General features: G+C 52.7%; 10 protein-coding genes and 3 pseudogenes. 8 read left to right on the forward strand and 5 right to left on the reverse strand.

Annotation, left to right across the window (positions count from 1 at the left end; genetic code table 11):
- The first annotated feature begins 98 nt into the window (after nt 1–98).
- The 3 genes and pseudogenes from JCM12539_RS11380 (at nt 99) to JCM12539_RS11390 (ending at nt 5,159) form a co-directional block, all read left to right on the forward strand.
- Complete coding sequence (locus JCM12539_RS11380) at nt 99–677, forward strand: LOG family protein (RefSeq protein ID WP_054651608.1); 579 nt, start codon at nt 99–101, stop codon at nt 675–677.
- A 190-nt stretch (nt 678–867) separates the two neighbouring features.
- Nucleotides 868–2,705: pseudogene (gene kimA, locus JCM12539_RS11385) on the forward strand (potassium transporter KimA).
- A 470-nt stretch (nt 2,706–3,175) separates the two neighbouring features.
- Nucleotides 3,176–5,159: pseudogene (locus JCM12539_RS11390) on the forward strand (ABC transporter ATP-binding protein/permease).
- A gap of 101 nt (nt 5,160–5,260) precedes the next feature.
- Here JCM12539_RS11390 and JCM12539_RS15620 read toward each other — a convergent pair.
- The 5 genes and pseudogenes from JCM12539_RS15620 to JCM12539_RS11415 form a co-directional block, all read right to left on the reverse strand.
- A pseudogene (locus tag JCM12539_RS15620) lies at nt 5,261–5,988 on the reverse strand (ABC transporter ATP-binding protein).
- Complete coding sequence (locus JCM12539_RS11400; protein ID WP_156302191.1) at nt 5,981–6,799, reverse strand: ABC transporter permease subunit; 819 nt, start codon at nt 6,797–6,799, stop codon at nt 5,981–5,983. The pseudogene JCM12539_RS15620 and the gene JCM12539_RS11400 overlap by 8 nt, the downstream one beginning before the upstream one ends.
- A gap of 33 nt (nt 6,800–6,832) precedes the next feature.
- On the reverse strand, nt 6,833–8,368 hold the full coding sequence (locus tag JCM12539_RS11405; RefSeq protein ID WP_054651594.1) for an AMP-binding protein: 1,536 nt from the start codon (nt 8,366–8,368) through the stop codon (nt 6,833–6,835).
- Nucleotides 8,369–8,728: 360 nt separating this feature from the next.
- Nucleotides 8,729–10,042, reverse strand: coding sequence for a hypothetical protein (locus tag JCM12539_RS11410; protein ID WP_054651596.1), 1,314 nt, complete (start codon nt 10,040–10,042; stop codon nt 8,729–8,731).
- Nucleotides 10,014–10,649, reverse strand: a complete 636-nt coding sequence (locus JCM12539_RS11415; protein ID WP_054651598.1) for a hypothetical protein — start codon at nt 10,647–10,649, stop codon at nt 10,014–10,016. Before JCM12539_RS11415 ends, JCM12539_RS11410 begins: the two co-directional genes overlap by 29 nt.
- Nucleotides 10,650–11,518: 869 nt before the next feature.
- Here JCM12539_RS11415 and JCM12539_RS15355 point away from each other — a divergent pair.
- The 5 genes from JCM12539_RS15355 to JCM12539_RS11435 all read left to right on the forward strand — a co-directional run bounded on the left by JCM12539_RS15355 (nt 11,519) and on the right by JCM12539_RS11435 (nt 15,513).
- Complete coding sequence (locus tag JCM12539_RS15355; protein WP_082405516.1) at nt 11,519–11,677, forward strand: KxYKxGKxW signal peptide domain-containing protein; 159 nt, start codon at nt 11,519–11,521, stop codon at nt 11,675–11,677.
- A gap of 112 nt (nt 11,678–11,789) precedes the next feature.
- Nucleotides 11,790–12,074, forward strand: coding sequence for a hypothetical protein (locus JCM12539_RS11420; protein WP_054651600.1), 285 nt, complete (start codon nt 11,790–11,792; stop codon nt 12,072–12,074).
- A complete protein-coding gene (locus JCM12539_RS11425) occupies nt 12,071–12,367 on the forward strand; it encodes a hypothetical protein (protein ID WP_054651602.1) in 297 nt (98 codons plus the stop codon). The genes JCM12539_RS11420 and JCM12539_RS11425 overlap by 4 nt, the downstream gene beginning before the upstream one ends.
- Nucleotides 12,368–12,689: 322 nt before the next feature.
- Nucleotides 12,690–13,736 carry a hypothetical protein gene (locus JCM12539_RS11430; protein ID WP_054651604.1) on the forward strand — a complete coding sequence of 349 codons (1,047 nt, stop codon included), beginning with the start codon at nt 12,690–12,692 and terminating at the stop codon, nt 13,734–13,736.
- Nucleotides 13,737–14,007: 271 nt separating this feature from the next.
- Nucleotides 14,008–15,513 (forward strand): Ig-like domain-containing protein, encoded by a 1,506-nt coding sequence (locus tag JCM12539_RS11435; RefSeq protein WP_054651606.1) that lies wholly within the window; start codon nt 14,008–14,010, stop codon nt 15,511–15,513.
- The last annotated feature ends 97 nt before the right edge of the window (nt 15,514–15,610 follow it).

Consider the following 15,610-nt stretch of genomic DNA (forward strand, 5'->3'; position numbering starts at 1 on the left):
GCGTTGCCAGCACCTTCAAACCGCTGGCATTGAATTGCGGAGTTAAACCCGGTATAATTGGTGGTCACGATGAAAGTATATGAACGGAGTTGATGGTTGTGAAGTTATCAGTCTTTTGCGGCTCGCGCTACGGCGCCAAGAAGAGCTATGAACAGGTGGCCCACGCATTCGGGTGGTACCTCGGCAGCCACCACGTGGAGCTAGTGTACGGAGGCTCGGTCTCGGGTATCATGGGTACCATTAGTGGTGCGACGTTGGCCGCCGGCGGTGAAGTCACCGGGATTTACCCCGAGGGCCTCTTTGACGCGGAATTGCCACGTGTGAACACCACCCACGCCATCCGTACTAGTACCATCGATGAACGGAAAAAGTTGCTCATTGAAGAGCCCGACGCCTTCTTTGTTTTCCCCGGTGGTTTTGGCACGCTAGAGGAAATTTCGCAGGCAATCTCATGGATGACCATTGGGCTCATTGAAGTGAAGCCGATTGGCATTTTCAACATGGGTGGATTCTATGACCCGCTGGTAGAGCAACTGCAAATCTTTGTGGATCAAGGCTTTGCGACCGATATCATGCCGCACATTCACGTATCCGACAACTTCGAGGACCTCGTGCAGATGCTGGACGCGACCGGGCTGCTCTGGATGCCACCGCGGCGGCGAAATAATTCTCACTAGAGGTGGCATTTGCCGCCTCTTTTGCGTATTGTAAAGGTGACGGTACCGAATGTTGGTGCTAATCGGTTTTGTTAGTGGTATATTAATGCTTATGTCGTGCCCACCTGTCTGGGCATGTTTGTGGGTTGGACGCTCGCAATAGCAATCGTGGCGGCCGGCTTACCATTACTGAATAGGAGTACATAAAGCGATGCATTCACTGAAACGGTTCTTCATCGGACGGCCGCTTAAGTCGTCCGAAGAAGGTGGGCAGAAGCTGGGTAAGTTAAAGGCGTTAGCAATGTTGAGTTCGGACGCCCTTTCATCCGTGGCGTACGGAACTGAACAAATTGTGCTGGTCCTGACGACACTGTCGGCGGCGGCAATTTGGTACTCGTTACCAATCGCGGCTTTCGTATTGGTGCTGTTACTCAGCTTGACCCTGTCGTATCGTCAAATAATTCACGCGTATCCCGGTGGGGGTGGCGCCTACGTGGTGTCCAGCCAGAATCTAGGCCGTAATGCCGGTTTATTGGCCGGGGGTTCGTTACTGATTGATTACATGCTGACCGTGGCGGTTTCCGTGTCTTCAGGGGCGGAGGCCATCACGTCGGCCATTCCGGCTTTGTACGGGCACGAGGTCACCATTTCGCTGGTCATTATCTTCCTGCTGATGGTCATGAACCTGCGGGGGATGAGCGAGTCCGCATCATTCCTGATGATTCCCGTGTACCTGTTTGTGGTCTCCATTGTGGCCATGATTATTTGGGGCTTGTTCCGGATTATGACGGGCTCCATTCCGTACGCGGCCCACGCAGCGGTTGGCTCCGTGGTGCCCGGCATCACGGCGGCCTGATCTTCCGGGCGTTTAGTAGTGGTTCCAGTTCCCTGACGGGGGTGGAAGCTATCAGTAATGCCGTGCCTTTCTTCAAGAAGCCCCGGGCAAAGAACGCAGCGGGGACGTTGGCCATCATGGCCGCGATTCTCGGGTTCTTCTTTGCGGGTATTACGTTCCTGAACTACTGGTACGGGATTGTACCTGAAGCCAAAGTGACGGTGCTGTCGCAGGTTGCCGGCCACACCTTTGGCAGTGGTAGCATTATGTACTACGTGGTGCAGTTTGCGACTGCCCTGATTCTGGCCGTGGCGGCGAACACCGGCTTCTCGGCGTTCCCCGTGCTGGCGTTTAACCTGGCTAAGGATAAGTACATGCCGCACATGTACATGGACCGTGGGGACCGGCTCGGCTTTTCCAACGGGATTATCACGTTGGCGCTGGGTTCAGCCGTCCTAATCGCGATTTTCCATGGTAGTACGGAGCGCCTGATTCCGTTGTATGCGGTTGGGGTGTTCATTCCGTTTACGCTGAGTCAAAGTGGGATGATTCGCCACTGGCTGAAGCGGCGGGGGACGGAGAGCGGTATCTTTGGCAAGACTTTAGCGAACTTCTCGGGGGCGTTGATTTCCTTTGCCATTCTGGTGATTCTGTTCGTTTACCGATTGCCAGATATTTGGCCGTTCTTTATCATCATGCCGGCGCTGCTGTTCCTGTTTTACAAGATTAAGCATCACTACACGAACGTGGCGGAGCAGCTGCGTTTGATGAAAGACGATGCAAAGTTGCATGAGTACAGCGGTAGCACGGTGATTGTCCTGGTGGGTAACGTGACGCGGGTGACCCGGGGAGCGTTGAATTACGCGCAGACGATTGGCGATTACGTCATTGCGATGCACGTATCGATGGATGAGAACCCGACGAAGGAGCACGAGACGCAGGCGGAGTTCAGGGCGGACTTCCCTGACGTACGGTTTGTGGACGTGCATTCGAGTTACCGGTCGGTGCAGGGGCCGGTGATCCGGTTTGTGGACACGATTGCGCGCAACGCGGCGAAGCGGAACTTTACGACGACGGTGTTGATACCGCAGTTTGTGCCGCGAAAGGGTTGGCAGAATATTCTGCATAACCAGACGAATATTCGGTTGAGGGCGGCGTTCGCGCGGCGCGAGAATATTATTATGGCTACGTATAGTTATCATTTGAAGAAGTAGAGAGAGCGGAGCAGGCCGTTTAGAGAGAGCGGAGCCCCGCGCTTAGAAACCAGAGTATAAGGCAGGCCGGACGAGAATCCCGCACTTGGATTCTTGTTCGGCCTGCCTTATACGTCGGTTTCTGCGGGGCGCAGCTCGTTTCAATAAGCAAAGATAACGGAAAAGCGCCGGAGCATTCCCCGGCTATATATCGAGGGCCCGCACTTGGATTCTTGTTCGGCCTGCCTTATACGTCGGTTTCTGCGGGGCGCAACTCGTTTCAACACCAGACAGTAGCGTGGGAGCGCTGCAGTATTCACATTCCGCTCCCCACCAAGCATTCGGCCTCGCCGCCGGATGCTTTTAATATCCGCGCAATTACCGAACACCAACAAATAGGTCTTAGGTCCCATGTAACTTCCCTCAGTTTTCAGTAAATTTATAATCGTTAATAAAGATTGAAAACATCGTACATAACGAGGGAGAAAACTATGGCATTTTTGGAATTGCGGAACATCCGCAAATCGTACTTTCTAGGTAAAGAGGAGTTCCCGGTTCTTAAGGTATCAACCTCGACTTTGAACTGGGCGAATTCGTCTCCATCCTGGGTGAGTCTGGTGGTGGTAAGTCCACGCTGATGAATATCATTGGTGGGCTCGACCGGAACTTTGAGGGTTCCGTGACCATCAAGGGACAACTGCTGGACCACAAGAAGGAGAAGATGCTCGACGCTTACCGTCGGGGCACCATCGGGTATATCTACCAGGCGTATAACCTGGTGAGCCACCTCACCGTGTTGGAGAACGTCTTGGTGGCACTGGACATGACCACTTTGAACCACAGCGAACGGCTGGCTCGCGCCAATGAGCTGTTGGACCAGGTTGGACTGAGCGACCAGGTTAAAAAGCACCCCAACCAGCTGTCTGGTGGGCAGAAGCAGCGGGTGGCCATCGCCCGGGCGTTGGCTGCGGATCCGCAGGTTATCATCGCCGACGAACCCACCGGAGCCTTGGACTCGGTGAACACCAAAGAAGTGTTGGAACTGCTGAACCAAATTGCCCGGAGCGGTAAGTTGGTTATCGCCGTGACGCACTCGCAAGAGGTGGCCGATTACGGGACGCGCATCGTTCACCTTGCCGACGGGCAGATTGAGGGGGATGAACGCATCAAACCGGCCTTTGACCAGCAAGAACAGGAGACCAGCATCCCCGCTAAACCGCTGGCAGCCTGGGCATCGTACCGGACGGCGTTTAAGCACCTCACGTACACTTTCTGGCGCAACTTCCTGATTATTTTGGGGACTGCAATTGGGTTGTTTTCGGTCATGCTGTTCCTGGGGTTGGGTAACGGTATCCAGGGGTACATCAATAAGCAGGTTACCGATCTCGCTAATCCGAACTACCCCACGGTTTTGAAGAACGTGGATACTGACAACAAGAAGCCCGCCACGGAGCGGATGAACAGCACCATGCAGGCGATGACCACGGATTACCACTCCACGACGTTTAGTCAGGCCGACCTCGACGCTTTGGCGAACGTGAAGCACGTATCCAACGTCGAAAAGGGTTACCTGTTCAACGGTGCGAGCGTGAGTTACGGTCAGAAGCAGGCGGGTAACATGACCTACCAGACGTGGACCAACGCGTTTACCAAGAAGTCTATCAAGCGGGCCAAGCGCCTGGTAGCGGTGAGATTCTGGTGGACAAGAAGAACTTTGCGCAGGTTGTGTACAACAAACACTGGCGTGATATCGTTGGCAAGACCGTGACGGTGAAGTATACCGCCATGAGCAGCAGTAACCAGCCCGTGCAGATGAACGTTAAAATGAAGGTTGCCGGTGTGGTCGATACGGGCAGCCAGGGGGCAACCATCGCCGCCAACTTTGACGCCATGCACCAGCAGTTGGCGGATGCGCAGGCGGACGCAGCACCAACCTACGTCAACGTCAAAATTGGTAACACCAAGTACGTTAAGTCGACCACGGCCGCCATCAACAAGCTGAAGGACGGCAAGAAGTACCGGTTTGCCGCCATGTCGATTGGCAGCGTCCTGGACACCATCAACACGATTACCAAGCTGGCAACAGATGTTCTAGCGGCGATTGCTGGCATCTCGTTGGTCGTATCCGCTCTCATGATTATCGTCACGATGTACATGTCGGTATCTGAGCGGACCAAAGAAATCGGGATCCTCCGCGCGCTTGGTGAGTCACGCCGCGATATTCGCCGGCTATTCACTTCTGAGTCACTATTTATCGGTCTGCTGGCCGCAGTCCTGGGTACGGGCATGGCCTTTGGTATCGGTGCGTTGCTCAATAGCGCACTGTACCAAGTTGCCCACTTTACCATGATTAGTATTGCTCCGGGCAACGTGGTGTTTGCATTCATCATGGCCATCGTGATTTCGTTCCTCGCCGCGCTTCTACCAGCGCGCGCGAGTCGACTTAACCCGATCGACGCGTTGTCCGCGGACTAGTGAACGGTCGTAACGAGTCACAATTAAGCGAATAGCGTAATCAAAAACACTCAGCCCACCCCTGAATTAGCGGGGAAGGCTGAGTGTTTTTGCGTGCACAATTATTGGTCGACGTGGCCGTCCAGAATGACGTCCATAATTTCGCCGGCCATCGGCGCGATGGCCTCGTCCGCGCGGGGGTACGCCACGTTGTTAGTACCTGACCAGGCAATTTCGTGATCCCGCACCACGTATATCTTGGTCGCCATCCGCACCGCCTCGTTCACGTCGTGGGTGACCAGAATGGTGGTCATCTGCCGTTCCTGCCACAGTTTGAGGATGAGTTCCTGCATCTTGCGGCGGGTGAGCGCGTCTAGTGCCCCCAGCGGCTCGTCTAGCAGTAGTAGCTGTGGGTTGGCCATCAACGCGCGGGCGAGGGCCACCCGCTGCCGTTGGCCACCGGATAGTGAGTCGGGGTAGGCGTTAGCAAAGTCGTCCAGTTCAACTTCATGGAGTAGCTTCTGGCTTCGGCCAACCGTGCTTTATCGCTGGTATGCCCAAAGGTGAGGTTGTCCTGCACCGACATCCATGGTAGTAACCGGTCGTCCTGGAACATGACCCGGCTATTGACGTTGAGACCGTCGATGGTGTGGCCGTCCTGCGCAATTTCGCCGGTGCTTGTTTCCTCCAGGCCGGCGATCAGGCGCAGCAGGGTGCTTTTACCACCGCCACTTTGCCCGACTAACGCTACGAATTCCCCCGACTGGATGTCGAGGTCGATATCGCGGAGTACGTGGGCGTCGCCGTAGTATTTATTCACGTTTTGAATTGTTAGTAATGTGTTAGCCATTGTGTGTCGCACCCCCGGCGTTTTGCCATTCGAGCATCGGGTTCTCCAGTGATTTAGCCATCAGGTCGGATGCCTTGCCGAGTAGTGCGTAAATCACGATACACATCAGGATGGTCGACATGTCCATGAAGTTCTGCGCGTTAGTCGACATGTAGCCAATCCCGGAGCTGGCCGCCAACGTTTCGGCGACGATCAAAGTAGTCCACATCACACCCAACGCGTACCGAACACCCATCAGGATGGTTGGTAGCGCGCCGGGCAGGAGGATCTTGAAGAACAGTTGCGCTTTGCTGAGCTGGTAGGACCGCCCCATTTCGATGAGCTTCGGATCCACGCTGCGCAGACCGTGGTAAGTGTTGATGTAGATGGGGAAGAGCACCCCGATGGCCACCAAGAAAATTTTGGAAGACTCACCCACACCGAACCACAGGATAACTAGTGGAATCAGGGCCAGGTGGGGGATGTTACGCAGCATCTGTACGGAGGAATCTAGCAGTAGGTTCATCGTTTTGGACAGCCCCGTGCAGAGTGCGAGCACAAAGCCGATGACCCCGCCGATGACAAAGCCGGCCAGTGCGCGGTATAGGCTAATTGCCAAATTTTTCTCGAGCGTGCCGGACTGCAGACTCTTAATTGTAGTCTGCACGACACCCAGCGGGCTTGGCAAAATGTTGGCGTCAATCCAACCAACACTGGACCCTAGTTGCCACAGCAGCACCAAGATAACGGGGATGGTCCAGGGTAACAGGCGTTGTACCGTGACGGTTCCCCAATTACTAGTTGGTGATGTGGCCTTATTGGTGTTTTGCATTTCCATAAAATACTCCTCCTAAGTGCTGGTGCTCTAGCCGGCCGTCGTGGCTAGCAGTGAGTTTTTAACTCGGGTGTGCTGAATTTTACCGGTGGGCCCGGCGGCGAGACTGTCAACATAGACGAATTGGCCGGGAACCTTGAACCGGGACAGGCGTGCGGACGCGAACTGCGTTAGTTGGCCCGTTAACGTGGTGTCGCCGGTGAAACCGGGGTTCAGCACCACCGCTGCCGTGACGGATTCGCCGTAAATCTCGTCCGGCAGGCCCACGACCGCCACCTGATTGATGGCGGGGTGTTGGGTCAGAACGTTCTCAATTTCAGCGGGGCTGATTTTGTCGCCACCATGGTTAATCAGTTCCTTTTTACGCCCCACGATAAACAGGTAGCCATCGTCGTCCAGGTAGCCGACGTCGCCAGTATGGAACCAACCATGGCGGAAGTCGGACTGGTACTTGGGATCCAGGTAGCTGGTGATAACGTGTTCGCCGTGCAACGCAATTTCGCCGGTAGCACCGGCCGCCAGCGGCGTATCATCTTCATCCAAAATGACGAGGTCGGTACCAGTAGGGCGGCCGACGGACCCCACTTTGGGCTGGTCGACGGGATTCACCGTAATTTGGCTGGCGGCTTCGGTCATGCCGTACCCCTGCACGATGGGTACGTGGAAGTAATCTTCAAAGTCGCGCTGAACGTTCGGGAGCAAAGGTGCACTAGCCGAGCGGATAAAGCGCAACTGCGCCACCTGGGGCCGGACTGCTGGCCGGGTTTTAAGCAGGATTGCAATGATCGCGGGTGCTCCCGACAACCAGGTGATCCGTTCATCTTGCACCCAACTCCAGAAGCGGTGTGCACTAAACTTTTGCGCCACGATTAACTTGCCGCCGGAGATGGTGGTGGCCAGCACCGAAATTACCTGGGCGTTAATGTGGAATAGTGGCAGAACGACCAAGGTGCGGTCAAGAGGCGTGAGTGCTTGCGATTCAGCGATATCCTTTGCCGCAGCCAGTAGCTGGTCGTGGGTGAGCACGACGGCTTTGGGGTCGCCGGTGGTACCGCTGGTGTACATCAGGACGCCGATGGGGCTCGCGGTATGTTGCTGGAAGGCAGTCAGCTGGTCATTCGTGGCGACCGCCTGGCTGCTGACCGTGAAGACAGGTGTGGTGGCGGTAGCGTCGCTGACTTGGATGGAGAGGTTCACGTCGGCAAGTTGCGCGAGTTCACCACTTTGTTCAGCGTGGTTAGGCCCAAGGATGAGGGCTCCGTAGTGGTGACGGTGTAGCAAAGTAGCGAGTTCGGGTACGGGCATCGCGGGGTTGACCGTGTAAGCGACGGCGTGGAGCGCAAGCGTAGCGTACAACGCAATAATATTGTCTGGTCCGTTAGGCAGACTGATTAGCACGATGTCGCCAGCACCAACGCCAGCGTTGCGTAGGTTGGTCGCGAGTGCGTCCCGCTGTTCACGGACAGCCGCACCGGTTAACCAAGTGCCGGTGTTCAGGTCCTTGATCATGTGGTTGTGTTCATGGTTGTTGATTTGCTGGTTGATGGCGTCTGTGAGCTGAGTCATGGCGACCTCCTTATTTGTAAACGATTAGTTTTTAATGCTACGTTTATCATTATATGTTTAAAATGGCTTCAATAGTGTCATTATGCCGGCAAAATGTGTTAAAAGTATGAACCACAATCAAAAAAAGTTGTGTGAAGGTGATAGTTACGCGCAATGTTGAGGTTCGTTTCAGCAATTAAAAGGGGGCTGTGCCAAAAGGCGGTTAGCTCCCGATATACAAAACGCATCAGTGGAAATCCCGAAGTTAGGATTTCTGCTGATGCCGTCTTGTATGTTAGGGAGCTGTCTTTTGGCGCGCGAACATAACGTATTCTAAAGGCTGCTGTCACAATTCCTTTGGGTTGGTCATAGCCGATGCGGTTATTCTACGCTGCCAGTTAAATTTTGGGGTGCGGTAATCTTTGGCGGTAGGAATACGTCGTTAATTTGCATGATGGCAATGTCGTGGTTTGCTACCCGCATGAGGTCTTCGGTCACCCGGTGATCCGAGGCCACGTACAGGTGGGTATCGTTGTTACTGAGCAGACCCACAAGTTCAGAGTCTTCAAGCGTTTTGGCGTTAATAAACGGTACGCCGTGCAGTTGCTGTTTGGTAACCAGGTTGCGGTACTTTTTATCGTCTAGGCGCCCGATTAAGTACGATTCAGTTGGGTAATGGTGTTGCATCCACCAAGTGATAAGGTCGTTGGTGTCGGCAAAATTATTGATGAGGATACCCGATTCGTCGTACAGTTCGACACCGTTTTGCGTACCCCGGTTGTAGCTAACAACAATGGCAATCATACCGTCATGACCGTAATACTCCTCAGTAGCGAGCTCACCGGCCTGGTTGAAAATTGCGTTGGCCGACAAGATACCCGCGTCATTAAAGTAGCTTTGCTTACTGAGCTTACCGTCCCGCAGGTAATCAATTTGCGCAATGTGTTCGTTTTTGGCGGTACGGTAGTGGATGCGCAGGGTCCAGTCGTTATCCTTCAAGGTAGCGTTCAAAGTCTTGTGGTCCGAACTCCAGTTTTGCTGGGCGATGTTGCTGGGCAGGCTAACCGGAATGGCGGTGGCCTTACCCCGTGATTGGATCTGGTATAGCGGGTTAATCAGTTCGATTTGGTCAGCCTCGATACCGTTATCCTGGGCCCATTCGGCAATTTCATGGGGGAAATTAATGTCAAAGTAGGCCGAGTACACGCCCACTTTGTCCGCACCGCTTGCCAAAAGCCGGTGGGTGACTTTGTTGAGCTCCTCCGCGTGGTGGGGCAGGAAGGCATCAAAGTCAATGATGTACCGGTGGTCGGCGTCCATTGGTAGTGACGAAAAACGAAACGTGGTCCCAAACCACGAAACGAGTTGGGCCGCACCCGTTAGTAACTTATTAGTGGCATTTTCAATGGCGGTCTGTGTTGCCCGTTGCTGCGCTTTCAAATCGGCCAAGGTTTCGTTGGCCTGATCAATAGCGGTCTGGCGGTCCTGACCGTTACTCGTGATTGCCCGCTTTATATCACTTTGCTTCTTGGCGAGGTGGCTCAATTCAGATTCAATATCTGCGAGTTTATCCTGTTCGGCTGTCAGGTCAGCTGCGGTCTGCTCGTGGTCCTTTTCTAGACGCGACTTTTGTACGTTCAGCGTCTTTTCCCGTTGTTCAATGTCCTCAAGTTCTTTGCGGTAAGATTCGGCCATGCTCAGTAACTTGAGTGGATCCGATTCGTCGTGCAACTTGGTGACAATCTCTGCTTTTTTTATGTTCTAGTTCCTTGATGTCTTGCTCATTATGCTCACGCTGATTAGCTAAGTCACTCAGCTGGTTTTTGAAGGTGGACACTACGACTGACTGTTGCTTTTGCGCCTGCTCAACGTTGCTCGTGGTGGCAATACTTTCTGTAAGCTGTTCTTTAAGCGCATGATCAGTTTTCCTTTCCAGGGCAGTCAGTTTTTGCGTCTCAGTGTCAATTTTTGTGCGCAACCCTTCGAGTTTACTCCGGGCCTGGTGTAAGTCTGCTAGCTGGCGATCGCGTGCTGCGAAAAGTTGTTCCTGTAGTTGTTGACGTGCGTCGTTGTATTGCTCACTAATCGAGGCGATAATGCTCATCAATTGCTGAGCATTATCGATTGATCGGCCCGGAATATCATCTTGGAGCGGGGCAGGCTCATTCGTGGAAGGAACCGCAGCCTGGGCGGTTGTTGCGGGGGCGGGCCGGGTTACCTCCGGATTGGTTTTAACGGTTACGAGCGGTGCCGGCGTTGGTTCAATAGTGGCGGTTTTGTTTCTTTGTTTGAAGAATTTCATGATATTACCCCTCCAGAAGAAATTATGTGGTTTGGTACAGTGACGCGTCTTAATCCAATGCAATCAAAGCCGGCTAGTGGTGGCTGAATGCACTACAATTTAATTCGACAAAAACCCAAAGCCATCTAAATAATACTCGATTATAAGGTGTTTGCAAATAACAATTCGCTAAAATATAAAATAACATTTTTGATACTTTGGACACTCTTGCGGGTAAGTGCTGGAGTTATTTCAGAAAGCGACTAAATTAATTTTTTTTCGGCTCTAATTTGAGCACACATCGGATCACTGTTTGCATTATCCACGCATTTTTATTTACCGAGCTGGTCGACATAAATTGACGCTCTTGTCGATTGCCCACCTCATGGAATGATGCCCGGATAATGTTTGATTGTGAATCGAATATAGAAGCCATTTTGTAATTCAATGATTAACAATCCGGCCTAATGGTGGTATCCCTTGCTACCACGAGGCTGATGCTAGCCTGATTTTTGTGGCTGGCAAAGACAACCAAGTGTAACGATTCACAATTTGGACTGTAGTCGCTGCAGTTTGATCAATTTGCGACTCTGAATCGATGCAAAGAAAATGGCTCAAGTTACGCCAACGTGGTGTGAATATGCATAGCGTGGAGTGGTATCGCCAAAAATTATAGTTTGCAAAAAAAATAGTTTAGACAATTTAACAAAAGCTGTCTAAACGTGCTTGACGGTAATTCACACGCCTGGTTATAATAACGACGTGCAAGACAAACTATTACGTAGTATAACCGCCGCCCGTCCAAGCGACGCTTATACGTACTATACGTGAATGGTCATCTGGATTGTGCGCTGAGCTTTTTGGTTCATGAGATATTAGGAGGGACGAAGATGAAGATTAGAGGTACTCGTTCATACGAGAGACTGGAAACTGACACGAAACAAAGGTACAAAATGTACAAGGACGGCCGTCACTGGGTTTATGCCGGCCTGTTGACCACATTTTTTTGTTTCGGTAGCAGTTCTTGGCGGCGGGGCACAGTCCGTTAGCGCCGACACGACTGATGCGGTTGTTTCCAGTGCAACAACAAATACAGATACCGGAGCAACTTCGGCTACATCAGATGCTTCGGCGCAGACGGCGACTAATTCCGCTGCCAGTGTGGCGCCATCAGCTGCTAGTCAGGCGGAATCAGCACAAAGCAGTGCTAGTTCCGCAGCTGCGGTTGCGGCACCAACACTTGACCGGCCAACCGTAACGGCTAATGGCGAAACCGCCACTTTGATTGGTACCGCAACTGCGGGGTCTACCATTACGGTTACTGTTGACGGTGTGGCCCAATCACCAGTCGCTGTTAGTGCTACAGGTACTTATAACATTACTGCTAAGGCGGGAGCTACAGTTAAGCTGTCGCGACCAAAGACGGTCAGTCCGGCCAGTCCGTGACTATTACTACTCCTGCTCCGGCCCAGGGACAGACAAAGACGTCCGTAGATGCAACATCTGCGACTGCTTCCTCAGCAGCAACTGATTCAGATGCCGCTGACACCCCGGCAGCAAGCGACGCTGCTTCTTCGGCAGCTACTGCTACGACGGCGGCGTCCAGTTCGGCAGCCGCTTCAAGCGATGCTGGTACCACTGCCGAAGCTGTTGGCCTGACCAGCACGCCAACGCAGGTGTACGACAAAGACTCTGACAGTTACATCATCACGGGTTCGGCAACGCAGCATCACGTGTAACCTTCAAGAAGGGGACCACAACGGTCGTCGCAGTTACTAGTGCGGCTGACGGTTCATTCACTGCTAAGTTGCCAGCTGGTGACTCTGGGGTTAAGGCTGGCGACACGATCAGTATCACCGTCCAAAACGGTACGACCACTTCTACACCTAAAACCTTGACGTTGGTTAACGGTACAACCGAGACCAACAAGGTGAACAAGACCGGCCTGCTTGAAGGTCAGTTGTTCGGCGAATCTGGGTACGCTTTGGACAACACCGCACAGGCGCAGTTGGGTGAAACGGCTGCCGTTACGGACGTAGTTAAGAAGCTAACGAGGCCAACTTGCAGGTGCAGAACTCCGGTCGTATCACTGACACGACTGGTACCGCGCTTTCGCCAACTGACGACAGCTCTACGGATAACAACGATAGTTACGATGACACGATTGCCTATGGTGGTAAGACGTACGTCAGTGGTGCTAACAAGCAGTCGACCATTGCAGTTGACTTCTTCAACGACCAGGGTGCCATTTCATCCGACTACAGCGAAAACAAGGACAAGTATGCCCTTAGCAACCTGCAGTACAGCGTTGGTAAGTACAGCTACCTGTTCGCCGACCCAACCGATACTAACAAGCACACGCGTTACGCCGACATTGTGGTCGCGACTGAAAACCCTGGTCTTTCCGCCAAGGTGATCGGTGCTACTACTAACGGTGCGACGTTCGGCTTTGATACAGCGATTAATAACTCGGTCAAAGTTGGTACTTGGGTGGTTCAAAGTGTTAACCGTGCCGGGGCAATCGTTAAGAACCCTGATACCGGTGAAACTTTCCAGATTACTGATGCTTCGTCTATGTCTAACCAGGTGTTTGGTGAGAGTGGTTTGACGATTGATAGTAAGCTGGCTAACACCGCCGTTGTTGAAACCACGTTTACTGGTGGCGGGATTGAGAAGTTCCTGTCTACGATTACCGGTGGTTTGACCGGTGTTATGGGTGCCGCTGGGGTTGTTGCCCTGGTTCCTGACTTGGTTTCGAAGATTGTTGCCATTATCGGGACGGACAACACTTACTACGCTGGTTTGCAGGCATCCATCCAGAAGGTTAAGGATGACCAGGCACAATTAGCTGCTCTGGGTGGCAACTCCTTCTCAATTACTTCACTGGAACCAGTTGAAAAGCAGAGCGATGGTACTTACAAAGTAACTAACTCTTCAACCTTCCTGGAAAGTGTGACTAACTACGTTCAGTACCTGGCCAACACTTGGATTGTTGACTTGTACGACATGGTTGCTTCCCTGATTGGGGTTTCCACTACTTCCGTCAATGGTGGTACTAGTGCGTTGGGTTCCCTGCCTGGTGGTATTGGTTCCTGCTTGATGGTCTGAGTGACACCCTAAACCAGGATGTTGAAGATGCGTACACGACCGTTACTAACTTTATCGCTGATACTGTTGGGACTGGTCTGGGCCAAGTACTTGACTTGGGTGTTGCTGGTTCTCAGAAGATCATCCTGCCTGTTTCCTGGAATGATCCTGACTTCACCGCCCAGGAGAATACCAATGGTCAGCAGCAGCTGGACCAGGTCGGTGCGGGTAACTTTACTCGTCTGACCCTGACGGCAACGCGACGTTCTTCAACGTTTCGCCGGATTCGCCCTTGGAAACGTCACTGGTTTACCAGCGGACTGACAAGGACCATCTGTACGAACAGTACGAGGGTCTTTCTACCGATGAGAAACTGAGTGATGCTGGTGTGGCTGCACGTTTGGCCCTGCAAGATCTGAGTGCAACTAAATACAACGATGCGGACCCATTGAACGCAAGCAGCCCGGATGATATCTCGACTGATTCTGACAAAGATGGTATTTCTGACTTTAACGAAATGTACGTCTTCCACACTAACGAACACATCGCCGATACTGATGGTGACGGTCTGAGCGACCTGCAGGAAGCTCAGTACGGTACTAAGGCCGGTGAACCTGACGACGTCAAGAAGGGTCACGAAACTGCTTTGGCTGCCGATAAGGATACTGATGGTGATGGTATTTCCGACTATGACGAAGTGACCAAGTACCATACCAACCCAACCAAGGCCGATACCGATGGTGATGGCCTGACTGATGGCCAGGAAATCGGTGTTAAGGATGCGGATGGCAAGGTCATCACGGCATCTACCGGTACCAACCCATTGATGAAGGACACTGATGGTGATGGTATTCTCGATGGTAAGGACACCACCCCATTGGACAACGGCTGGACTGGTACTGATACCGATGGTGACGGTGTTCCGGATGATGTCGAAGCGAAGTTGGGTACTGACCCGAACAACGTCGACACTGACGGCGATGGTTTGGACGACTTTGCTGAACTACAGTACGGTACGGATCCATTGGCTCAGGATAGTGATGCTGACGGCGTTTCCGACGGACAGGAAGTTAAGGATGGAACTGACCCAACTAACGCTGATACCGATGGCGACAACCTGACTGATGGTGAAGAAAAGACTCGTGGGACTAACCCACTGATGATTGACACTGATGGCGACGGCTACACTGATGGTCGTGCACGTCAGGATGCATCACAGTACGACATCACGACGGCATTTGTTGCGGTTGGCGGTGTGGAACTTTCCAACGACCCATCCGTAACGGGGAGTACTGCTAAGGGCTACGTTGTTACTGGACAGGGTACTCCGGGCGCAGATATTACCATTACTGACCCGAGTGGTAACAAAGTTGGTGAAGGTACCGTTGATGGCAACGGTAACTACAGCATCAATGTTCCGGGTACTGTTGGCGCTGAAACTGTACTGACGGTCACTCCATCTAAGGATGGCAAGAACGGCGATTCCAAGAAGGTTACTACACCTAAGGATCCAGCCGACCTGAAGCCAGCATTGAGCAACGCTACTGTAACTGGTAACTCCACTGATGGTTACCAGGTAACTGGTACTGGTACTCCGGGCGCAACTATTGCTATCACTGATAATGGTGGTAACAAAGTTGGTGACGGTACTGTTGGTACGGACGGCAAGTTTACCGTTCCTGTTCCTGGTACTGTTGGCCCAGAAGCAACTTTGACCTTGACCCCTGCTAAGGGTGGCGTTACTGGTGACCCAATCACTGTAACTACTCCTAAGGACAGTGGCGAAACTTCGAACTAGCGGGAACGAGTCCAACCCAAGTGGTAACACTTCGAACCCTAGCGGGAACGAGTCCAACCCAAGTGGTAACACTTCGAACCCTAGTCGGAACGAGTCC

It is taken from the genome of Lacticaseibacillus pantheris DSM 15945 = JCM 12539 = NBRC 106106, assembly GCF_001311175.1.
GTDB lineage: Bacteria > Bacillota > Bacilli > Lactobacillales > Lactobacillaceae > Lacticaseibacillus > Lacticaseibacillus pantheris.